Genomic DNA, 16,599 nt, shown 5'->3' on the forward strand with positions numbered 1-16,599 from the left:
TTAGCTGTCCAAGGAAATAGGTGAGTTGATCTCAGTCGAAATACGACCATTGGAACAGAGCAAAATGGAACCGCTTATCCTTCGCCTGGGGCTCGCACTTGCAATCGGTCTTCTGGTCGGACTGGAACGGGGATGGCGCGAAAGGGATGCGCCGGAAGGCAGTCGCACTGCCGGCATTCGAACCTTCGGGATTTCCGCTCTTCTTGGCGGCATCATCGCAGCAATGTCGGAAGCTCAGAAGAATCAAATCGTTTTTGCCGCAGGATTGCTGGGCTTTTCGATGAGCTTGACCTGGTTCAAACTGCGTGAGGCTCGACGCGATGAAGATTTCAGTGTGACTGGTGTCGTAGCTGGACTATGCGTTTTTTCATTGGGTGGGTTGGCAGTCGTGGGCGACTACAAGGCTGCGGCTGCTGGTGGTGCCGCTCTTGCCGCGGTGCTTGCAAGTCGCGAGCTTCTGCACAATCTCCTCAAGCGGCTAACCTGGGTGGAACTGCGTTCCGCGCTGGTACTTGCGGTGATGACGGCCATCGGGTTGCCACTATTGCCAAACCGGGCAATCGATCCCTGGGGAGGTTTCAATCCCCGAGAAATCTGGTTTCTCACTGTCTTGAGCGCTACCATTTCTTTTGGCGGATATGTGGCAACGCGCCTGCTGGGTCGTACGCGCGGGCTTCTTGTCAGCGGTCTAGCGGGTGCGATTGTCTCGTCTACCGCAGTCACGGCAAGCTTCGGACAGAAAGCCCGTAGCGGAGAGCCGGCTCGGCCGCTCGTAGGAGCAGCAAGTCTTGCTGCGGCCATTTCCTTGCTACGCGTGCTGGTTATTGTCCTTGCGCTGTCCCCGCGACTTCTGCCGCTCATTCTGTTGCCGCTGCTGACAGCAGCTCTCGTATCCGTTGCGTGCGGGAGCCTTCTATTGGCCAAGGGGGTACCCGCCGCAGGCCAAAGCGTCGATGCACGGAATCCTTTCGAACTTGTGCCGCTTCTCGTGTTTGTCAGTCTGTTTGCCGTTACAGCGACACTTGGCGCCGTATTGGTGACGAGGATCGGCAACAATAGCTTGATTGCCATTTCGGCGGCATCCGGGATCTTCGATGTCGACGTGGCCGTGCTGACGGCGTTGCGCTCCGCCGGCGGAACGATGCCTTTGGAAACCGTCGGCGCTGCCGTGCTTGTTGCCGCTCTTGTCAATGCCGGGGGGCGAATATTCGTCGCGATGCTGTCCGGTAGTGCTGGGTACTGGCTGCCGCTCGGACTCGTCTCGCTTGTCGCCGCAGCAGGCGGTGCGAGTGCCTACTTCTTGACTACGTAATAGGGTTGCCACGGCCCCGCCATTTGTCGAATTCCATGACGAAAAGGACGGAAGATGCTGCAATCAAAAGGATCCCCCATTCGGTCGGCTCTATTGGTGAAACCTGCAAGGTGTCACTGAGTAGTGAAACATGCATGGCGGTGATGTGGAGAGCCAGGGCTACGCCAATGCAGATGATCAGGAGCGGATTGGCGAACATCCCGAGCGCAAGCACGGATTTTCGTTCCGAGCGGCTCGCGAAGGTCTGGAAATTTTCGAAAAGAACAAGGAGCAATAAGAGCATGTTGCGCGCATCGCTTTCGCTGTATCCGGTTAGGAGAGCAAGGTAAAACATCGTGAACCCTCCGCCGCCCATGACGAGCGTTGTCTGGCGGAGACGGCGGATCATCACTCGGTCAAAGATCGGCTCTTTCGGGCCGCGTGGGGCCCGCGAGAGCTCATCGCCCTCGGGTCCTTCGCTTGCAAGAGCGATATCTTGTATGCCGTTTGTGACAAGGTTGAGCCAGAGGAGTTGCACCGGGAGAAGCGGAATTGGCAATGCGAGGGCGGCGGCCAAAAGAAACAGCACAAGTTCCGCCGATCCCGTGGACACGAGCATGAAGATGACCTTACGGATATTGGCGTAGGCGACGCGACCTTCCCTGATGGCACTGACAATTGACGCGAAATTGTCGTCCGTGATGATGATGTCGGCGCTTTCCTTGGCGACGTCCGTTCCTTTGCGCCCCATCGCCACTCCGATATGCGCCTGCTTCAGCGCGGGCGCATCGTTGACCCCGTCACCCGTGACGGCGACGAAGTGTCCGTTGCGCGTAAGCGCGCGCACCACCGCCAGCTTTTGCGAGGGAGCAATGCGTGCATAAACTCGCCCCCGGCGGGCGAGCGCGTCGAGGCTTGCGTACCCTCGCTTCTCGGCCTGGCTCACCTCTTCGCCAGTGACGACCTGACTGATCGTGAAGGGAAGGCCTGCATCAGCCGCGATCGCCGCAGCGGTCTTGGGATCGTCTCCGGTAAGCATGACCACCTGCACCCCTGCATTGCGACAGGCGCGGATGGCCCTCGGCACTTCCGGTCTGATTGGATCCCGCATGCCGACGAGCCCGAGAAAGACCAGATCGACGAGAAGATGCCGGCCAAATCCGCCACCGTCTGCGACTGCTGTTTCGCCTTCCGCAAACGCAAGTACGCGCAAACCACGGGCAGCCATTTCTTCCTTCTGGCGCAAAAGCCTGTCGCGGTCGATCATTACCGCACGGCCATTCGCCTCCATCCGGTCCGACATCGCGATGAGGGTTTCAGCCGCTCCCTTCACGAAGATGCGCACCACGTCTCCATGTCGATGAAACGATGCGGCATATTTGATCTCCGGCTCATAGGGAATTCGGGCAATCAGAGGATAGTCGTTCTCAATCGACTCCCGCGGCAGGCCCGCCTTGTGGGCGGCGGCCAGCAGAGCGACGTCGACCGTGTCGCCAACACTGGTCCACCCATTTTCACCTCTTACAAGTGATGCTTCATTCGGTAGCGAGGCCGCCCTGAGAAGGGCGGTTGCGCGATTGCGCGCCTGGACGGGGGACGCGTCCTGCCCGCGGATGTGGCAGGACTCGATCTCGGCGTGCGTGTCGCAGAAAAGGTTGGTTCCATCGGGTAGGCGAATTTCGGTGACCGTCAACTCATTCAGCGTTAATGTCCCGGTTTTGTCGGTTGCGATTATCGTGCATGACCCTAGCGCTTCGACAGCGGGCATGCGACGAACGATGACGTGTTTCCTGCTCATCCGGCGCATGCTGATTGCCAATGCGACCGAGATCGCGATCGGGAGGCCCTCGGGGATTGCGCTCACGGCCAGTCCGACGGCCATCATGAACAGATCGCTCGGCGGCATGTCGCGGGCAACACCGACAAATATCAGCAGGGCCACGACAATGGCGACGACCAAGGCGATGAGTTTAGAAAAGCCCTCCAGCCGGATCAACAACGGTGATTTGGCAAGAGGCGCCCTCCCGATGTCGCTTGCTAGTTTACCTATTTCGCTGTTCTTGCCCGTCGCGTCGACCACGCCACGTGCGCGGCCGCGTGTGACAAAGCTACCAGCATATGCAATGTGGCGTCGTTGCTCGTCGCCTGTGATTGAAGCCGGAGCGGCCGACTTTCGAATTGGCGACGATTCGCCTGTTAACAAGGACTCGTCACAAAAGAGACCGTCAACAACGGTTAGTCGCATGTCTGCCGGTACGCGTCGGCCCGATTCCAGGGCGACCAGGTCGCCCGGCACGATCAGTCGCGCGTCGAGCTCGAGCAAGTTCCCATTTCGCACAACGCTGGCTTTCGGCTGCTCGAGCTTGCGCAACGCCAATGCCGCCTGACCGGCAGAGTGTTCCTGAACGGTTCCTACGATGGCGTTGGCAACGAGAACAATCCCAATAAAGAACGCGTCCCTCACATCGCCCAACTGAAAGGACACCAAGACCGCCGCCAGCAGAATGTAAATCAATGGACTACGGAATTGACGCACGAATGTTGCGGCCAGCGACTCTTCCCGCGATTCGGGAAGGGCATTTGAACCGTACTTAGTCAGCCGGGTGAGGGCTTCCTCGTTCGTCAGCCCGGTATAGGCGCTATCGTCCTCCTTATTTCTAGCGAGGCTGTCGAGCAGTGTATCGGTCATCATGGGCCCTCGTGGCGAAGCACGAAGGGTGCTTATTTGTCCGAAACTGTTAGATAGTCGGTAACCCCGCTCACCCCTTTTGCGGACCAGGCAGCCTGCTCGGCCGTGGTACGCTCATGTGGGCTTTGGACTTTCCCCCGCAAGGTAACGTGGCTGCCAGAAACTTCGACCTCGATGTCCTCGGCCTCGATTTCGGCATTCCGTCGCAAGGCTTGCTTGATGCCGTGGCGGATGTCGACGACATCCATCCTCGGTCTAATCCTCAACTGGTTGTCGATGCCGGTTACACCGGAGAGTTGTTGGACCGAGTGTTCGGCCGCCGAGCGTTGGAAATACCAATCAACGGTGCCCACAAGTGTGACGAACCCCTGCTCCACCTTGACCTTTATATCGCTCGGCTCGGATATAGCCGCGCCCCAGTCGAGAATCTTCAAGACACGGCTTGCGATTTCGTCATCGGCTGTCTTCTTGTGCGCGGGCAACCGCACCTCGATTTCCTCCGCAATCGCGCGTACGCCCTTAACCCGTTGAGCCACATGCTCGGCGGCATGCTTTTCGGCAAAGCTGTGGACATGACCGGTCAAGGTCACGATCCCTTTCTCAACGGTTACGCCGATGTTTGCGGCGTCAATGCTGGGTTCATACTCGAGTTCGTCGAGAATATCCTGTCGTAAACTAATGTCGCTCATGGCGGTCACCTCCAAAGGTCTCCTCGTGCAGTTTGCGCCAAAAGTATGCTTCATCGTCGGGCATTGGTCTTTGAGGGGCGTCAAAGCACGGCAACGCTGATGAACTTAATTTGGAGATGTTTGTTCAAGGAGGTGGATCATGATCGTCAAGGAGATGTCCCGCCACGACTGCAACTGTGTCGTTCAGGAAGGTCATGTGGCACGCCTCGCCTGTTGCCTGGACGACAAGCCCTACGTTGTTCCGATCACATATGCCTACGCCGGAAACTGCTTCTACGCATTTTCCATGCCCGGTCAGAAGATCGACTGGATGCGCAAGAATCCTAACGTCTGCTTGCAGGTGGACGCGGGTTCAGGAGACGAATGGAAGAGCGTCGTGATCTACGGGCGCTATCAGGAGCTTGCCCCAACCGGGCAGTGGCACCGCGAGTATTTGCACGCCTGGTCCCTTCTCGAAAAGAGAGCAAATTGGTGGGAACCCGGTGGGCTGAAGCCGAGTCCTCAAGAAATGTCCGGCCATTATCCGCACCTCTTCTTCAGTATCGATGTGCTCGAAATGACCGGGCGGGCGTCCTGTGGTTCCGAGACATGAACCCAAAAGAAGTGCGTCGCTTGAGGGTCGGCGCACCTCTTTACTTTTGTTCTGTGGCTCAATGTATCATCAACACCGGCACCGCCGGTGACTCGATCATCGCCTTGGTGACCCCACCGAACATGCGTTCGCGGACACGTGAATGGCCATAGGCACCCATGACGATGAGATCGGCTGCGGTGTCGAGCGCATGCTGCAAAAGCACCTCGTTGACTTCGCGCCCAGTGCTCGGGAGCCTGTCCACGATGACCTCGATGCCGTGCCTTGCGAGGTAAGTCGCAACATCCGCCCCCGGTTCTTCCCCGTTCCTTGCCGGCGCAGCGTTGGGATCGACCAGCACAACATTGACGCTGTCGGCCTTCTTCATCATCTCAAGCGCTTCGCGTGCGGCTCTCGCGGCTTCGATGGTGGAGTTCCATGCAAGGAGAATCTTTTTCGGTGCCAGCGTCACCGATTGGCGGTTGCCAGATAGAAGGACCGGCCGGGCTGAACGAAAGAGCGCACCGTCAATGGCGTGCGAGCGAAGCCGCGAACTCGCCTTAAGGCTTGTCCCGATCAAGGTTACGTCAGCGTAACGTGCCCGTTCTCCAATCTCATCCTCCGCCCACGCTTCTTCAGGGTAGCTCCCATGGACATCAAAAGAGACGCCAAGCGCTTCCAGGGTCGCGCGGGAATTCATAACGGCGTCGCCGAGTTTCTCGGTATCGCCGGCACGGGCGTCCAGCCACGCGACCGACATCGCCGCGTAGTCACCGAGGGGCACCGGAGCTGCAAGCTTTACAAGAAAAACGGACAGGTGCGCGTTCCCGGCCACGCAAAGATCTGCCGCAGTTCTCAGATCGATGTCATAGTTTTCGGCATCGGCAACCAATAGGACGGTCTTGTACGTCATTGCTCCATCTCCCGAATTAATGTTTGGGCTATCGGCCAATCTACGCATGGTCTCGCAAACGGCATTGACGGCAATCAAAGATCATCCTCTTGATTGGAGCCGGAGTGTCGCGGTTCTCAAACGAAAATCGGAGGGATGATCGGCGATGGAGCAACCGAATTCCCGGCACAGTTTCAGCATTTTAGTGTTTTCCGCCAGAACAATCCCCTCCATGCGCTTAAGGCCGTCGGCCGTCGCGTAATCCCTTAACTGGGAAAACAGTGCCCAGCCGATTCCGAGCCCCTGCAAGTCGGTCCGCACTAGCAGGCCGTATTCGGCGCACTCATGGTCGGGGTCGGCAGAAAACCGAGCGATCCCTGCGAGCTCGTCAGTTGCGCAATCCACTGCGACGAATGCCACCTCGCGCTCGTAGTCGATCTGCGTGAGCCTGATGAGCATCTGGTCCGAGATGCTCTTACCCGCCGCCAGGAAGCGCATTCGAATGTCGTCACTAGATGTTCTCTCTAGGAAGGCGGGGTAGAGAGCGGCGTCCGTCGGCTTGATCGGGCGAATGCGATAAGTTTTTCCCTTCAAGATGGCGTTCTTCTGCCAGTCACGCGGGTAGGGGCGGATTGCAAGCGCTGGGTTGGGGCCGGGACATTCGACCGATTTGGGATCAATCACGATCCGGGCATCGAGCGCAATGACGCCATGTGCATTGGCAACGAGTGGATTGATGTCCATTGAAACGATGCAAGGAAGGTCGATGACCATTTGTGAAATGGCGAGCAGTGCCCTTCGAATTGACGACCGGTTTGCAGGCGGCTCGTCACGGAAGCCGGCGAGAAGTTTGCCTATGCGCGTGCGCTCGATCAGACCGCTTGCGAGTTCCTCGTCAAGGGGCGGTAACTCGATCGCGCTGTCGGCAAGGATCTCAACCGCAGTCCCTCCAGATCCGAACAAGATGAAGGGACCGAACACGGGATCGCGGTCGATGCCAAGGATCAGCTCTCTGCCATGCTCGCTCTTGATCATCGGCTGAACTGCGAACCCATCGATGACGTCAGGAGATTGTTTTGACGCAAGCCGCGCTGAGATGCGCTCTGCGGCTCGCCGAGCGTCCAACGGCGAGGAGATATCGAGGGCCACGCCTCCAAAATCCGATTTACGAGTGATCGTGCTGGACACGAGCTTGACGACGACTGCTGCCGCTTCGCGCAGCATGTCGGTGGCGACGGCCTCCACTTCGTCAAAGGACGTCGCGAGAACTGCCGGCGGGACGGGAATTCCATAGGCTGCGATGGCCGCTTTTGCTTCGAGCTCAGTTAACCATTGGCGCTTCTCGGTTGCGACCTGGCGGAAGATCGCCTGAACCGCTTTCCGGTCGTAGGAGATACCTTCGACTGGGTTTTCCGGGACGCGCAACAATGTTTGGCGAGCTCTTGACCAATTGTGCAGATAAGAAGCCGCAAGCGCGGCGTCGGCGGGCGTATCGAAGCTTGCCAGTCCGGCCGCTTGTAGGACGCGCCGCCCGTCGCGGGCCGTGCGCTCTCCCAGCCAACACGTGAGGGTCGGCTTGGTCGAAATCGCACCGGACTGGCTGAGCCCGGCAACCGCGCGAGCGGCATCGACGGGAGAAGCCAGGCCCGTGGGGCAATTCATGACGATCAGAAGGTCTGTCTCCGGCGCCTGAGCAACCAGCTCGACTGCTGCCCTGTAGCGCTCGGGGGACGCGTCGCCGATGATGTCGACCGGGTTGGCGCGTGACCAGGTCGCAGGTAGGAGTCGATCAAGAGCCTGGATGGTCTGATCGGAAAAGTCGGCGAGTTCGCACCCGAGATCCATGAGGCGATCGACGATAAGTATACCCGCCCCTCCGCCATTCGTTACAATCGAAACACGACTTCTGCCAAGCTGCGCAAAGCGTCCAATAGTTTCCGCCGCATCGAACAAATCGGCCAGGTCATGGATCCGCAAGATTCCCGCCCTCCTAAAGGCTGCGTCCGTGACTTGATCGCCTCCACAGAGCGCACCTGTATGGGTGGTTGCCGCTTTAGCCGCCTCGGGATGTCTGCCGGATTTGATGGCAACAATTGGCCTTAGACGTGCCGCGGCGCGTGCGGCCGAAAGGAACTTGCGAGGATTGGGAATTGCTTCGAGATAAAGAACGATCGCCCGGGTTCCTGGATCGGTCGCGAGGAGATCGATGAAGTCGCCGGCGTCCACATCGGTCATGTCACCCAGAGAGATGACTTTGGAGAAGCCGACATTGTTCTCGACAGCCCAGTCGATCAAAGCTGTCGCGATCGCCCCCGATTGCGACAGCAACGCAATGTCGCCCGGCGAGGGAAGCAAGTGAGCGAAGCTCGCATTGAGCCGTGCAGACGGAATAATCATGCCGACGGTGTTGGGACCAATAATGCGAAACAGGAAGGGCTTTGCTGCATCCAGCATGGCTTGCTTGAGACCACTGTCCTCGCCAAGTCCGGCGGTGATCACCACTGCTGCTCGGGTGCCGTGTAGCCCGAGCGCATGCACGAGTTCGGGCACTGTCTTTGGTGGCGTGACGATGATAGCGAGGTCGGGAACTCCGGGAATGTCCGCAACATGAGCCAAACAAGGAAGTCCCGCGATTTCTTCATATTTGGGATTGATGGGCCAAATTTGACCCGGGAACCCGCTCGCCAGCACGTTGTTCATGACAACACGCCCCAGCGAACCCGCCCGTTTTGAGGCTCCGATGATCGCTAGCGATGAAGGGTTGATGGCTTGTTGAAGGTTGCGAATCGTCATGGTGGCGATCTCCAATCTCCGCCTGTCGGAGATACCCGGGCTGTGTTTGGCATGCACTCGATGCACCGCATTCAGCGGGGTTCCGGCACGCGATCAAGACGACCGCATCAGTCGAGCAGTTCGCGCAGGCGCTTGGCGAGTTTTCCTGCCGTATAGGGTTTCAGCAGCCACGAAGCGCCTTCGGGCAGCCCTTCTTCGGTAAGGCTCGGCGCCGCGTAGCCCGATGTTAGGAGTATTTTTATTCCAGGACGGAATCTGCGAACATGCTGCGCGAGCTCGTTACCAGTCATCCCGCCAGGCATGATCATGTCTGTAAACACAAGAGAAACGTCCGGGTGGTCGGCGAGAAGCTGAAGGGCTTCAGTGCCAGTCTCGGCTTCGACGACTCCATAGCCGGCGGCCAGGAGCCGAGCGACTGCGATGCGGCGTACGCGGGCGTCGTCTTCGACAACGAGAATCGTCTCATGCCCTCGTGGCACCGGCTCGGGTAGAGGATCCTTTGGCTCGCTTGCCTTGTGGGCTTGTAATTCTTCCTTTGCCGCCGGCAAGAAGAGCCGCACGCTCGTGCCGCGGCCAGGTTCGCTATAGAGCTGGACATGACCGCCTGACTGCTTGACGAAGCCATAAACCATGCTGAGACCGAGCCCGCTTCCCGCTCCTGTGGCCTTGGTCGTAAAAAAGGGCTCAAACGCACGGCGTCTGACTTCGTCCGACATGCCGACACCCGTATCGCTGACGGTGACGAGGACATAGTGTCCCATCCGGGCGTCCGGATGCATAAGGACGTAATCCTGATCCAGGTTTGTCTTCGAGACCTCGATCGTGAGTCGTCCCCGCCCTTGCATTGCATCGCGCGCATTCAATGCAAGGTTTAGCAGGGTGTTCTGAAGTTGCGGGACATCGACCAGTACGATATTGTCAGAGCCACGAACCAATGTGGACAGCTCCACCGTTTCGCCCAGCGTTCGCCCCAGAAGGTTCGCGAAATTCCCGATGAGGCCGCCCACGTCGACCAGTTTCGGAGCAAGGGGTTGACGCCGGCCAAAGGCGAGAAGTTGTGCTGTAAGCTTTGCGCCGTCGTCGGCTGCGGCCTGTGCCTCTTGCAGAAGGTGCCTGAGAACTTGATCCTCGAGGCTCGCCTCGATCATTTCGAGGTTGCCGTTGATGATAGTCAGTAGATTGTTGAAGTCGTGCGCGAGCCCGCCTGTAAGCTGCCCGACGGCCTCCATTTTCTGTGCCTGACGCAGTTCCTCATCAATGCGTTGACGGCTGGTCAGATCCCGAATGAAGCCGGTAAAAATCCGACCTTCGGCGGACCGCGCTTCTCCGACCGACAATTCCATGGGGAAGATCGTGCCGTCCTTGCGCCTACCAGTCACAACTCTCCCTATACCGATGATCCTCTTCTCGCCCGTGCGCAGATAATTATCGAGGTAACGATCATGCGCCTCACGGTCCGGAGACGGCATCAGCATCTTCACGTTCGAGCCGCGGACCTCATTTTCCGTAAAACCGAAGAGCCGTTCCGCCGCCGCGCTGAAGGAGGTGATTAACCCCCTCTCGTCAATCACCACCATCGCTTCGGGAATAGTGTCAAGAATCGACCTGAGATGAGCCTCTCTTGAAACGAGATCGGCCTGGGCGTGTTTCAGATTGGTGACATCGCTGTCAAACTGTACAATAAGATCGCTTTTGCCGTCTGGAAGATCGGCCCAAACGCTCACAACGAAGACCTTGCTTCCATCCTTGCGCTTTTGCACCAGTTCGCCGGACCATGACCCGTGTTGTTTAACCTGCGCGTGGATGTCATGGATTGGCTCGGGAAATGCGGTCGCGAGGAGATGGTGGATCACTTCACCTTCCGCTTCAGCTCGTGACCAACCGTAAAGTCGCTCACAGCCCCTGCTCCAGTGTTTGATCCTTCCACTGACCTCATGCACGATCAGGTTCGCGCCCTCAAGGAGAGTAACGATTTTCCCGACCGTCGTTCGCGTCATCATCAACCGCCACGTTCTCAAGCGAAACCGGTTCGCTTCACCTTGTTTGGCATTTGCGCCGAACGAAGTTCGTCACCGTCCGCGATCGATTGAAGCATATGCCTTTTGAGCACTATGATCGAGCGCCGGTCGGGCGCAACGATGATACCGTTGCTTGCGAATTTCGTTATAGTGCGAGATACCGTCTCGATAGTCATGTTCAAATAGTCGGCAATATCGAGCCGCGTCATCGGAAGGTTGATGAAGACAGTCGGCTCAGCATCTCTGCCTTTCGCCATAAGAAGCAGGAAGTTGGCAACCTTCTCGTCGGCGCTTCGGCGCGACAACAACACCGCCTGGTCTTGGGCTGCCGTCATTTCGTCGCAGAGCCTGGAAAGGAGTTGTTCTCGAAGGTGCGGCTGGCGCCCCACTTCGTCTTCAAAGCGACGACGAGGATATCGACGCAGTCTGACTTCAGTTATCGCTTCGACCGTATAGAGGTAGCGGTCCTTGAGAGAGACGCCCAAGAGATCACCGGGATGCAGAAACCCCACGATGACCCTGCGGCCATCGGCAAGCAGGCGCAATGCGCGCAACATGCCGCCTTCAACCTGAAATACATATTTGGCATCGTCCCCTTCCCAAAAAAGCGCTTGGCCAGGCGCGGCCTCGATGACCGGTTGAAGACTAAAGACGGACGACAGATCCGCTGGTGCAAGGGGGCACACCACCACTCGAGGACCGCCTTGCATAGCAACTGATTGAAGGGACATAGCGGAATCCTCCGTCTGACGCTGACTGAAGACGATTTCAGCATCGATGCGTGAACCGGCATCGACGCGCCTGCAACAATTGGTGCTATAGTGTGACGGAATGTAACAGCGTTTCAGGGCAGACCAATTTCGGTGAAGGCTATGGCAGACGCTCGAAACGAGCAGGAGCTTGTGCTCGTTGTGGATGACGATCCACGTATCAGGCAGATGTTGGCACGCTATTTCGAAGGGGAAGGCTACCGGGTCAGCCTCGCCGGCGATGGCCGGGAAATGCGCAACAAGCTCGAGAAAGCGCATATCGATATCATCCTGCTCGACCTGGGGCTTCCCGGAGAGGATGGGTTGTCACTCGCCCGCGAGCTTCGCGCCCATTCCGATATTCCTATCATTATGCTGACCGGCCGGGACGATGTGGTTGACCGGGTCGTGGGGCTTGAGATCGGCGCCGATGACTATGTCACGAAGCCCTTTCACCTTCGCGAAGTCCTTGCACGGGTAAGGGGCGCGCTTCGCCGTCGGCGTCCTCTTGCCGCATTGGTTCTGGAGGCCCACACGAACGAGACCTTCTGTTTCGAAGGGTTGCGTCTCGACGTTGCTTGTCGTCGGTTGACGTCGCAAGACGGCCGGGAGATCGCCTTGACGACGGCCGAGTTCGACATGCTCTGCGTATTGGTGAGGCATGCTGGCCGCGTTCTCAAACGGGACGTGTTGATGGACCTGACCCGCGGCAGATCACTGGAGGCCTATGACCGCGTGATAGATGCCCAGATCGCGAGATTGCGCCGCAAAATCGAGAAGGACCCTCGCTATCCGGAGCTTATCAAATCCGTCCGAGGAGTGGGCTACGTGTTCAGTGCACGGACGATGAAGTAGGACGCTTAGGCTTTCGTTGCTGCGGCATGCTTCACCGATCATCCGGGTCGCGGAGATTTTAGCGCAACGGGATAAATATACCGTCGGCCTCCCTCTCAGGCGTTCCGTTGGCAACCGGCCATCGGTCCGGTGTTAGGCTTGCGATATGAATGGCGCCGCAATGTCTATCGCGCGCTGTTGCGCGCAGATATTGAAGCAGGGCGTCGCAGACGCCAGGCGTGTCGCCGGCGCTGGCTATGACAAAAACCGGGACGGAGAGGTATCTGCCTAGTCGTTCACTATACCTGGCACGCAGGATGGCGATACCTCTGACGTAGTCGAGCGAATTCTCGACAACTGCAATCTCCTCGACATAGGGAGACGGGTATGTCCGCAGGAGCGCCGTTGCGCAGATTTGCCGCCATGCGTCAAGATCGATGCGGTAGCCGACGGCGCGGATCAGGCAGTAGGCCCGCTCGACCTGCGCGGCTTTGATTGGGGCGACGGCATAGGCGGAAGCCATGATTTCCTTCTCGATAACGATGTTCCCGATGGATTGATGGGTGAAACGAACCAGCCGAATCCAGGGCCCTGTGCCGTGCGGTTGTAGGCTCTCCTTCAGGATCGGGGCACGGCTCATTATGCGCGTAGTTTTCCCGTGAGCCCGGAAGCCGTCATTGACGAGCATCAATGCCAGCGATGGCGATCTGACTTTTATTTTGTCTGAAGAGTATTCTGCTCAGGAGAATGCGTCATGGTGGTCGATCTGCGCGGTCGTAGCGTGCTCACCCTCGACGAGTTGACTTCGGACGAAATCCGCTACCTGCTTCAACTCGTTCCTGATCTTAAGGAACTGAAGCGGGCTGGGGCTGAGGTCAAGCGATTGAGCGCGAAAAACATCGCGCTCCTCTTCGAACGAGAATCGATCCACACGCACGCCGCATTTGAAGTCGCAGCCTATGACCAAGGTGCCAATGTCACATTGATCGGGCCCACGACTGGTCACGGGCGATATCGGGAATCAGTCAAGGACGCGGCTCGTTTCCTCGGTAGGCTGTATGATGCAATCGGATATGTCGGACATTCCCAAGCGACTGCGGAAGAGTTCGCCAAATGGAGTTGTGTGCCTGTTTACAATGGGATGACGGACGAGTCACACCCTACGCAGGCTTTGGCCGACCTTGCGACGATGCAGCAATGCAGCGACAAGCCTCTCGATGACATGATCGTCGCCTTCCTTGGGGACGGACGCAGCAATGTCGCCAGATCACTGGCAGTGGCGGCGTCAAAGCTTGGCATCGACCTTCGTATCGTATCGCCGCAAAGTTTCTGGCCCGAGATACCCTTCGTCGAACGTGTGACGTCGATGGCAAGGGATAATGGCGGGCAGATAACCGTGCTGGAGCATGTCGGTACCGGCGTTCTTGGCGCTGACTTTATTTGTACGGCTCCCTGGTTTGTCGAGGGAGACGTCCGTTGGGCCGAGCGGGTAAGGCATCTTGCTCCTTTTGCGATCAGAGAGAATGTGATGGAAGCAACTGACAACCCGCGCACCAAGCTGATGCACAGCCTACCCGCCTGGCACTGGCGGGAAGATGAGGTCGGGGCGCGTATCGCCAGGCGCTTCGGCGTCGAGTGCATGGAGGTATGTGATGCTGTCTTTGAGTCCAAATCCTCAATCGTGTTCGATCAGGCCGAAAATCGGATGCCGGCAATCAAGGCGCTTCTCGTGGCCACGCTTGTCGGTTGATCACGGAGATCCGGCCTTTCTCGTGAGCGCCTAGGTTACACCCGAAACGACAAGGCCTCGGGTGCCTCCCGACGATAAGAAATGGAGTTTGTGCAGATGGTCACTCAACCCCTCATTCGATTTCACGGCGCCGCAGGCACAGTTACCGGCTCATGCCAACTGATCGAGTTCGGCGCGACGAGAGTTTTGGTCGACTGCGGGCTGTTCCAAGGGTCCAAGACGGAAAAGGAACTTAACTATCGCCCGTTCCCCTTCGATGTTGACAGCATCGACGCAGTGATCCTGACACATGCGCATATCGACCACTCCGGGCTGCTTCCGAAGCTCGTCAAGCTTGGCTATGAGGGGCCGATCTTCGCGACGCCCGCGACGACTGACCTGTGTTCCGTGATGCTGCCGGACTCTGCCCATATCCAGGAGAGCGAGGTCGACCAACTCAATCGTCGCAACCTCAGGCGCGGACGCGGGACCGTGACGCCGATATACACTGCCCGAGACGCAGCGGTGGCGGTCACGCTATTCAGGCAGGTGCGCCTTGGTGTATGGGAGAGGGCGGCCGATGGGGTGCGCTTTCGGTTCTGGAATGCCGGCCACCTGCTCGGTTCGGCTTCGGTAGAAGTCGAACTTGACACGTCCCCCACTCCTCTCAGGGTGCTTTTTTCGGGTGACATCGGCCCACGTCACAAACTTCTTCAATATGACGCGGCCGCACCGACGGGCTGGGATTATGTTGTATGCGAAAGCACCTACGGCGACGTCGAGCGGGAAGACGCCACCGACGAAACCAGGCGGCGCATTTTGCACTCGGAAGTGATACAAGCCACCCACCCTGCAGGCGCTTTGATCATTCCGTCCTTTGCGGTGGAGCGAACGCAGGAACTCCTCACTGATCTTGTCTACCTGATGGACACCGGTAAAATCGCGACTTGTCCGATTATCATCGACTCGCCTTTGGCGACCCGCGCGAGCGAGATCTTTCGCAGGCACGCCGGGGAACTTGAGAATGGTGACCTGCTCGTCAAGGCCCTGCAAGCCAAGCACGTGCGCTTTACCGAGACGCCCGAGCAATCGAAAGCGATCGATTTCACGAAGGGATTTCACATTGTCATCGCCGCCAGCGGAATGTGCGAGGCTGGTCGTATAAGGCATCGCTTGAAGAATTGGCTCTGGCGGGACGAGGGTACGGTGCTCCTTGTCGGTTACCAAGCCGCTGGCACTTTGGGAAGAATACTTGAAGACGGTGCCTCCGTGGTGCGCATTCAAGGCGAGGACATTCGTGTGCGCGCACGCATCAGGAAGCTGGACATCTATAGTGGGCATGCCGATGGCAGAGAGCTGGCAGAATGGGTGCGGTCCCGCGAGCCAATCGGTGCTGGCGTATTCCTGGTGCACGGTGAAGATGCGGCTCTGGAGGGGATGAGGCAACGGCTCCACACATTCCTGCTGGAGGACAAGGTGGTTCGTCCGCGTTTGGACGCAGCGTTCCGTTTAGAGGTGAAGGGAGCGGTCGAAGTATCCGAAGGCGTCTCCCCACCACGGATCGATCCACTTCGCGCAGGGCGGATGGACTGGAACAACGACTTGCAATCGCTGGTACTCGACTTGCAAGCGGAATTGGCCAAGGCAGCCGACGACAAAGCCCGAGGCGTAGTCATTCGCCGTGTACGGCGAGCACTGAACGAAGACGCTTGAGCCGCCGCGCAGGCCGGCGATTAAATGAATCGACCTGGAGCAGGCACGTTGGACGCGATATCATCAGCCGGCGAGCGCCATACGATCCTGATCCGCATCGATCAATTGGCTCGACTCTTCAATTCGCTTGATCCGACACCCTTCCATGAGCGCGATTTGGACGAGGATGCCGAGCGCTTCATTGTCGAATGGGCTGAGGAGGCTCCTAAAGGTCGATCAATTGCAATCGTCGTACAGTTGCCTTCGGGGGAAGCCGACACGGGAGTCACACGTGTCGTTCAGGACGCGCTGCGCTACAATTTTGAAAGCCGCGGCAAGCAAGCCAGTCGCGAGTTGCGCCAACTTCTGAGGGAGGGACGGCAAGCCTTGTTCATCGGTATTCCGATCCTCGCATTCAGTTTGATCGCAAGTCAGCTCGTGACCAATCTGTCGGGTGAGGGTGCGTTCTCGCGTGTTACCAGCGAAAGTCTCGTCATCTTCGGTTGGGTCGCAAATTGGCGGGCGCTCGAGATATTTCTCTACGACTGGTGGCCGATCGTGCGAAGGCGTCGGCTCTATCGTCGTCTGGCAGCAGCGGAAGTCCGGGTACTATCCTTCTGATATCCCGGTTTTCCTTGATGCGCGTCAATGC

The 16,599-nt window shown here is 58.2% G+C and carries 13 protein-coding genes; 6 read left to right on the forward strand and 7 right to left on the reverse strand.

Going from position 1 to position 16,599, the window contains the following annotated elements:
- The first annotated feature begins 64 nt into the window (after positions 1-64).
- A complete protein-coding gene (locus tag ACQ5BM_RS31545; protein WP_429819720.1) occupies positions 65-1,312 on the forward strand; it encodes an MgtC/SapB family protein in 1,248 nt (415 codons plus the stop codon).
- On the opposite strand, the gene ACQ5BM_RS31550 is transcribed toward ACQ5BM_RS31545, so the two are convergent.
- The gene (locus ACQ5BM_RS31550; RefSeq protein WP_429819722.1) at positions 1,305-3,980 is read right to left on the reverse strand and encodes a cation-translocating P-type ATPase; all 2,676 of its coding nucleotides are present in this window, start codon (positions 3,978-3,980) and stop codon (positions 1,305-1,307) included. The two genes, ACQ5BM_RS31545 and ACQ5BM_RS31550, sit on opposite strands and share 8 nt — an antisense overlap.
- 32 nt (positions 3,981-4,012) lie before the next feature.
- Positions 4,013-4,669: a BON domain-containing protein gene (locus tag ACQ5BM_RS31555; RefSeq protein WP_429819724.1), complete on the reverse strand. Its 657-nt coding sequence runs from the start codon at positions 4,667-4,669 to the stop codon at positions 4,013-4,015.
- A 139-nt stretch (positions 4,670-4,808) separates the two neighbouring features.
- On the opposite strand from ACQ5BM_RS31555, the gene ACQ5BM_RS31560 reads away from it, so the two are divergent.
- Positions 4,809-5,261, forward strand: a complete 453-nt coding sequence (locus ACQ5BM_RS31560; RefSeq protein ID WP_429819727.1) for a pyridoxamine 5'-phosphate oxidase family protein — start codon at positions 4,809-4,811, stop codon at positions 5,259-5,261.
- A gap of 58 nt (positions 5,262-5,319) precedes the next feature.
- Here ACQ5BM_RS31560 and ACQ5BM_RS31565 read toward each other — a convergent pair whose 3' ends face one another.
- From ACQ5BM_RS31565 to ACQ5BM_RS31580, 4 genes are all read right to left on the reverse strand, one after another.
- A complete protein-coding gene (locus tag ACQ5BM_RS31565; RefSeq protein WP_429819729.1) occupies positions 5,320-6,153 on the reverse strand; it encodes a universal stress protein in 834 nt (277 codons plus the stop codon).
- An 81-nt stretch (positions 6,154-6,234) separates the two neighbouring features.
- Complete coding sequence (locus ACQ5BM_RS31570; protein ID WP_429819731.1) at positions 6,235-8,925, reverse strand: GNAT family N-acetyltransferase; 2,691 nt, start codon at positions 8,923-8,925, stop codon at positions 6,235-6,237.
- A 107-nt stretch (positions 8,926-9,032) separates the two neighbouring features.
- Positions 9,033-10,922 carry a PAS domain S-box protein gene (locus ACQ5BM_RS31575; RefSeq protein WP_429819733.1) on the reverse strand — a complete coding sequence of 630 codons (1,890 nt, stop codon included), beginning with the start codon at positions 10,920-10,922 and terminating at the stop codon, positions 9,033-9,035.
- 17 nt (positions 10,923-10,939) lie between these two features.
- Entirely contained in the window at positions 10,940-11,674 is a 735-nt protein-coding gene (locus ACQ5BM_RS31580) for a Crp/Fnr family transcriptional regulator (RefSeq protein ID WP_429819735.1), read from the reverse strand.
- Between the two features lie 141 nt (positions 11,675-11,815).
- On the opposite strand from ACQ5BM_RS31580, the gene ACQ5BM_RS31585 reads away from it, so the two are divergent.
- The gene (locus ACQ5BM_RS31585) at positions 11,816-12,547 is read left to right on the forward strand and encodes a response regulator (protein ID WP_429819737.1); all 732 of its coding nucleotides are present in this window, start codon (positions 11,816-11,818) and stop codon (positions 12,545-12,547) included.
- 58 nt (positions 12,548-12,605) lie between these two features.
- Here ACQ5BM_RS31585 and ACQ5BM_RS31590 read toward each other — a convergent pair whose 3' ends face one another.
- A complete protein-coding gene (locus tag ACQ5BM_RS31590; RefSeq protein WP_429819738.1) occupies positions 12,606-13,214 on the reverse strand; it encodes a hypothetical protein in 609 nt (202 codons plus the stop codon).
- Positions 13,215-13,280: 66 nt separating this feature from the next.
- Here ACQ5BM_RS31590 and argF point away from each other — a divergent pair, with 66 nt between their 5' ends.
- From argF to ACQ5BM_RS31605, 3 genes are all read left to right on the forward strand, one after another.
- A complete protein-coding gene (argF, locus tag ACQ5BM_RS31595; protein ID WP_429819740.1) occupies positions 13,281-14,276 on the forward strand; it encodes an ornithine carbamoyltransferase in 996 nt (331 codons plus the stop codon).
- Positions 14,277-14,372: 96 nt separating this feature from the next.
- A complete protein-coding gene (locus ACQ5BM_RS31600) occupies positions 14,373-15,968 on the forward strand; it encodes an MBL fold metallo-hydrolase (protein ID WP_429819825.1) in 1,596 nt (531 codons plus the stop codon).
- A gap of 48 nt (positions 15,969-16,016) precedes the next feature.
- Entirely contained in the window at positions 16,017-16,568 is a 552-nt protein-coding gene (locus tag ACQ5BM_RS31605) for a hypothetical protein (protein ID WP_429819742.1), read from the forward strand.
- Positions 16,569-16,599 lie beyond the last annotated feature (31 nt).

It is taken from the genome of Ensifer sp. B1-9 (assembly GCF_050474445.1).
Taxonomy (GTDB): Bacteria; Pseudomonadota; Alphaproteobacteria; order Rhizobiales; family Rhizobiaceae; genus Ensifer.

Coding starts and splice junctions, on each gene's coding strand:
- ACQ5BM_RS31545 (WP_429819720.1), top strand. CDS start 65: ATGGAACCGCTTATCCTTCGCCTGGGGCTCGCACTTGCAATCGGTCTT.
- ACQ5BM_RS31555 (WP_429819724.1), bottom strand. CDS start 4,669: ATGAGCGACATTAGTTTACGACAGGATATTCTCGACGAACTCGAGTAT.
- ACQ5BM_RS31590 (WP_429819738.1), bottom strand. CDS start 13,214: ATGCTCGTCAATGACGGCTTCCGGGCTCACGGGAAAACTACGCGCATA.
- ACQ5BM_RS31585 (WP_429819737.1), top strand. CDS start 11,816: ATGGCAGACGCTCGAAACGAGCAGGAGCTTGTGCTCGTTGTGGATGAC.
- ACQ5BM_RS31550 (WP_429819722.1), bottom strand. CDS start 3,980: ATGACCGATACACTGCTCGACAGCCTCGCTAGAAATAAGGAGGACGAT.
- ACQ5BM_RS31580 (WP_429819735.1), bottom strand. CDS start 11,674: ATGTCCCTTCAATCAGTTGCTATGCAAGGCGGTCCTCGAGTGGTGGTG.
- ACQ5BM_RS31600 (WP_429819825.1), top strand. CDS start 14,373: ATGGTCACTCAACCCCTCATTCGATTTCACGGCGCCGCAGGCACAGTT.
- ACQ5BM_RS31560 (WP_429819727.1), top strand. CDS start 4,809: ATGATCGTCAAGGAGATGTCCCGCCACGACTGCAACTGTGTCGTTCAG.
- ACQ5BM_RS31565 (WP_429819729.1), bottom strand. CDS start 6,153: ATGACGTACAAGACCGTCCTATTGGTTGCCGATGCCGAAAACTATGAC.
- argF (WP_429819740.1), top strand. CDS start 13,281: ATGGTGGTCGATCTGCGCGGTCGTAGCGTGCTCACCCTCGACGAGTTG.
- ACQ5BM_RS31575 (WP_429819733.1), bottom strand. CDS start 10,922: ATGACGCGAACGACGGTCGGGAAAATCGTTACTCTCCTTGAGGGCGCG.
- ACQ5BM_RS31570 (WP_429819731.1), bottom strand. CDS start 8,925: ATGACGATTCGCAACCTTCAACAAGCCATCAACCCTTCATCGCTAGCG.